Below are 4667 nucleotides of genomic sequence, written 5' to 3' on the forward strand. Positions count from 1 at the left end.
GAATTGGGGTTTTTTCTTGACATCTGCCTTTTCGTTTTGTTATGATATCGCGCGTGTCTCGAACACAGGAGGTATCCTTGTGCCTTTAAGCGAACTTGCGGCGGCGGAGCGGGTTGTCGGGGAGAAGGAAGTGCGGCGGGCCCTCGCCAAGGGGTTGCTGCGCAAGGTTTTTGTCGCCCTAGACGCGGAGTCCGGGAGGGGGGAGTCCCTTCTGGCGGATGCCGGGGCCGCCGGGGTCGAGGTGGAGCAAGTCGAGTCCCGACTGATTTTGGGCCGGGCCTGTGCCATAGACAGATCAGCCGCTGCGGCGGGGTTGCTGAAGCGCTGACCTAATAGATGTTTTTGCGATTCATATCGAGGAGGAGATTCTGTGCCAACCATCAACCAGCTTGTGCGTTTCGGCCGCGAGGAGAAGCGAACCAAGAGCGACTCTCCGGCCCTGCAGGGGAACCCTGCCCGCAGGGGGGTCTGCACCCGCGTTTATACGGTGACCCCCAAGAAGCCGAACTCGGCCCTTCGTAAGGTCGCCCGCGTGCGCCTGACCAACGGCATTGAGGTTACGTCCTACATCCCGGGCATCGGCCATAACCTGCAGGAGCACTCCGTGGTGCTCGTCCGCGGAGGGCGCGTCAAGGACCTTCCCGGCGTCCGGTATCATATCGTCCGCGGCACGCTCGACTGCGGCGGAGTCGAAAACCGGAAGCGCAGTCGCTCCAAGTACGGCGCGCGTAAGCCGAAGGCCAGTTAGCAGGGAGGGGAAGGTTATGCCTCGTAAGGGTCATGTGAGGAAGCGGGAGACCGTTCCGGATACCCGGTTCGGAAACCCGGCGGTCGCCAAGTTCATCAGCAGCCTGATGAAGGGCGGAAAGAAGAGCGTCGCCGAGAGGATTCTGTACACGGCGCTGGACAACGCGGCGGAGAAGCTCGGGACGGAGCCTTTCGACGTGTTCGAGAAGGCAATGAGCAACGTGGCGCCCCAGATCGAGGTGCGTCCGCGCCGGGTGGGCGGGGCCACCTATCAGGTTCCCGTCGAGGTTCCCCCGGAGAGGGGGCAGCTGCTCTCGATCCGCTGGATCATCTCCTATGCCCGCTCCAAGAAGGGGATGCCGATGTCGGAGCGTCTGATGCGCGAGCTGATGGATGCCTACAAGAACGAGGGCAGCTCCATCAAGAAGCGTGAGGATACGCACAGGATGGCGGAGGCCAACCGCGCGTTCGCTCACTATCGCTGGTAATCCGCCTCCTGCGGAGGCGTCTATTTTTGGCGGCTGAATTCCGAATGTCGGGGCATCGCCGGAGTCCGGAGACCTGGATACCGGATCCGGCCCGGGCGTTCGGGGTGCCGCGTTTGGGTAGGTGCGTTTTTTGGACATTTCAAAGCTCAGAAACATAGGAATAGCGGCCCACATCGACGCGGGGAAGACGACGACCAGCGAGCGCATCCTGTACTATACGGGGCGCAGCTACAAGATCGGCGAGGTCCACGAGGGCGCGGCCACCATGGACTGGATGGAGCAGGAGCGCGAGCGCGGCATCACGATCACGTCCGCGGCCACGACCTGTGTCTGGAAGGATCACACCATCAATCTTATTGATACGCCCGGTCACGTGGACTTTACGGTCGAGGTGGAACGTTCCATGCGAGTGCTCGACGGGGCGGTCTCCGTCTTTTGTGCCGTGGGCGGAGTGGAGCCCCAGTCCGAGACGGTCTGGCGGCAGGCGGACAAGTATCATGTCCCGCGCGTGGCGTTCGTCAACAAGATGGACCGTATCGGCGCGGACTTCGACGCGGTGGTCTCGGCGATTCGCGAGCGTCTCGGGGCCTGTGCCATCCCCATTCAGATGCCGATCGGGGCCGAGGACGATTTTTCCGGGGTCGTGGACCTGATCGAGCAGAAGGCCGTGATGTTCAGCGGCGAGCTGGGGCAGCCCCCCAGCGTGACGACGATCCCCGCGGAGCTGGCCATGCCCGCCAAGGCGGGGCGGGACGCCATCATCGAGGCGCTCTCCGACTTTAGCGACGACATGATGACCCTCTACCTTGAGGGGCAGGAGGTCGGTTCCGAGCTGATCCGGAAGGTGCTGCGCGAGGCGACGATCGCCCTCAAGGCCGTGCCGGTGCTCTGCGGGTCGGCCTTCAAGAACAAGGGCGTGGAGCTGGTGCTGGACGCGGTGGTCAACTATTTGCCCAGCCCCATCGACCTGCCGCCCATCCATGGGACGGAGCCTGGCAATCCCGAGAAGGTCCTGGAGCGCCACAGCGACCCCAAGGAGCCCTTTGCCGCCCTGGCCTTCAAGGTGGCGGTGGATCCCTTCCTTGGCAAGCTGATCTTCCTGCGCGTCTACTCCGGCAGGCTGGAGAAGGGGAGCGCTATTTACAACGCGACCTCGGGCCAGAGGGAGCGCATCGGCCGCATCATGCGGATGCACTCCAACAAGCGCGAGGACATCGATGTGATGGAGGCGGGCATGATCGTCGCCGTCCCCAGCCTGAAGGGCACCAAGACGGGCGACACGCTCTGCGACGAGGCTCACCCGATCGTCCTGGAGAGCCTGGTATTCCCCGAGCCGGTCATCTCGCTCGCCGTGGAGCCCGCGACCCAGGGAGACAAGATCAAGCTCAGCAAGGGGCTGGTGGCACTGGCCGACGAGGACCCGACCTTCCGCGTCCGCACGGACGAGGAGAGCGGACAGACGATCATCTCCGGCATGGGCGAGCTGCACCTCGAGATCATCGTGGACCGGCTGAAGCGGGAGTTTGGGGTCGACGTCAAGGTCGGCCGTCCCCAGGTCTCCTACAGGGAGGCCATCCAGCGTTCGTCCTCGGCCGAGGGCAAGTACATCCGCCAGTCCGGCGGCCGCGGCCAGTACGGCCACGTGGTGTTCGAGATGGAGCCCCTGCCCGACGGCAAGGGCTACGAGTTCGAGGACCGCATCGTGGGGGGCGTCGTCCCGAAGGAGTACGTCGCCGCCGTGCAGAAGGGCTTGGAGGAGGCCATCCAGAGCGGCGTCCTGGGCGGGTATCCGGTGATCGGCATCAAGATCGCCCTGGTCGACGGCAGCTATCATGACGTGGACAGCTCGGAGATGGCGTTCAAGATCGCGGCCTCCATGGGGTTCAAGGAGGCCATGAAGAAGGCGGCCCCGGTCCTCATGGAACCGATCATGTCCGTCGAGGTCGTGACCCCGGAGGACTACGTCGGGGACGTCATCGGCGACCTCTCCTCACGGAGGGGGCGCATCGAGGGGATGGACATGAGGGCCAACGCGCGTATAATAAGGGCTTACGTGCCTCTTGTGGGGATGTTCGGATACGCGACGGACCTCAGAAGCAAGACCTCGGGACGGGCCAACTATACGATGCAGTTCGACCACTACGAGCCCACGCCCGCGGACGTTGCGGAAAAGGTGCTTCAGGGTAAGGCCGAATAAGTTTTTTTACATACATTACATTTTTTCAGAGGAGGCAATTCGGAGATGGCGAAGGAGAAGTTCGAGCGGAACAAGACGCACCTGAACATCGGTACGATCGGTCACATCGACCACGGGAAGACGTCGCTGACGGCGGCGATCACGAAGTGTCTTGCGACGCAGAAGTGGGCGGACTACACGGCGTACGACATGATCGACAAGGCTCCGGAGGAGCGCGAGCGCGGGATCACGATCAACATCTCGCACGTGGAGTACCAGACGGAGAAGCGCCACTACGCGCACATCGACTGCCCGGGTCACGCGGACTACATCAAGAACATGATCACGGGAGCGGCGCAGATGGACGGGGCCATTCTGGTTGTGAGCGCGGCGGACGGCCCGATGCCTCAGACGCGCGAGCACGTGCTTCTGGCGCGCCAGGTGAACGTTCCCGCGCTGGTGGTGTTCATGAACAAGACGGACCAGGTTGACGACCCCGAGCTTCTGGACCTTGTGGAGATGGAGATTCGTGAGCTTCTGAACAAGTACGAGTTTCCGGGGGACGAGATTCCGATCATCCGGGGCTCGGCGCTCGAGGTGCTGGAGAAGGGCAACGGGACGCGCGAGGACCCGATCTGCAAGCCGATCTGGGATCTGATGGATGCGTGCGACAGCTATATTCCTGAGCCTGTCCGCGAGACGGAGAAGCCTTTCCTGATGCCTGTGGAGGACGTGTTCACGATCACGGGTCGCGGGACGGTTGTGACGGGCCGGGTGGAGCGCGGCATCATCAAGGCGGGCGAGGAAGTGGCGATTGTCGGGATGAAGACGGACATCAAGAAGACGGTTGCGACGTCGCTCGAGATGTTCCGTAAGATTCTGGACGACGCGGTAGCGGGGGACAACGTGGGCATTCTGCTTCGCGGGGTGGACAAGGACGAGGTTGAGCGCGGACAGGTGTTGGCGAAGCCTGGTAGCGTGACGCCGCACACGAAGTTCAAGGGCGAGGTGTACGTACTGAAGAAGGAGGAGGGCGGCCGTCATACGCCGTTCTTTGCGGGGTACAAGCCTCAGTTCTACTTCCGTACGACGGACGTTACGGGCGGGATCAAGCTTCCCGAGGGAGTGGAGATGGTTATGCCGGGCGACAACGCGACGTTCGAGGTGGATCTGATCGTGCCGATCGCGATGGAGGAAGGTCTTCGTTTCGCGGTCCGCGAGGGCGGCCATACGGTGGGCGCCGGCGTCGTCACCAA

5 protein-coding genes are annotated in these 4667 nt (G+C 63.0%); all 5 read left to right on the forward strand.

Annotated elements, in window-relative coordinates; all coding sequences use genetic code 11:
- Window positions 1–79 precede the first annotated feature (79 nt).
- Entirely contained in the window at window positions 80–328 is a 249-nt protein-coding gene (locus Q0176_RS05830; protein ID WP_299300169.1) for a 50S ribosomal protein L7ae, read from the forward strand.
- 42 nt (window positions 329–370) lie between these two features.
- Window positions 371–748, forward strand: coding sequence for a 30S ribosomal protein S12 (gene rpsL / locus Q0176_RS05835; RefSeq protein WP_299081649.1), 378 nt, complete (start codon window positions 371–373; stop codon window positions 746–748).
- A gap of 16 nt (window positions 749–764) precedes the next feature.
- A complete protein-coding gene (gene rpsG / locus Q0176_RS05840; RefSeq protein WP_299300172.1) occupies window positions 765–1235 on the forward strand; it encodes a 30S ribosomal protein S7 in 471 nt (156 codons plus the stop codon).
- Between the two features lie 121 nt (window positions 1236–1356).
- Window positions 1357–3432 carry an elongation factor G gene (gene fusA, locus Q0176_RS05845; protein WP_299300174.1) on the forward strand — a complete coding sequence of 692 codons (2076 nt, stop codon included), beginning with the start codon at window positions 1357–1359 and terminating at the stop codon, window positions 3430–3432.
- Window positions 3433–3477: 45 nt separating this feature from the next.
- A partial coding sequence (tuf, locus tag Q0176_RS05850) for an elongation factor Tu (protein WP_299300176.1) occupies window positions 3478–4667 on the forward strand: 1190 nt, incomplete at its 3' end.

Origin of the sequence: uncultured Fretibacterium sp., from assembly GCF_938040765.1 — a bacterium.
Lineage (GTDB): Bacteria > Synergistota > Synergistia > Synergistales > Aminobacteriaceae > CAJPSE01.

What these genes read in the sequence shown, in the direction of transcription:
- rpsG (WP_299300172.1), top strand. Translation starts at nt 765, where the DNA reads ATGCCTCGTAAGGGTCATGTGAGGAAGCGGGAGACCGTTCCGGATACC.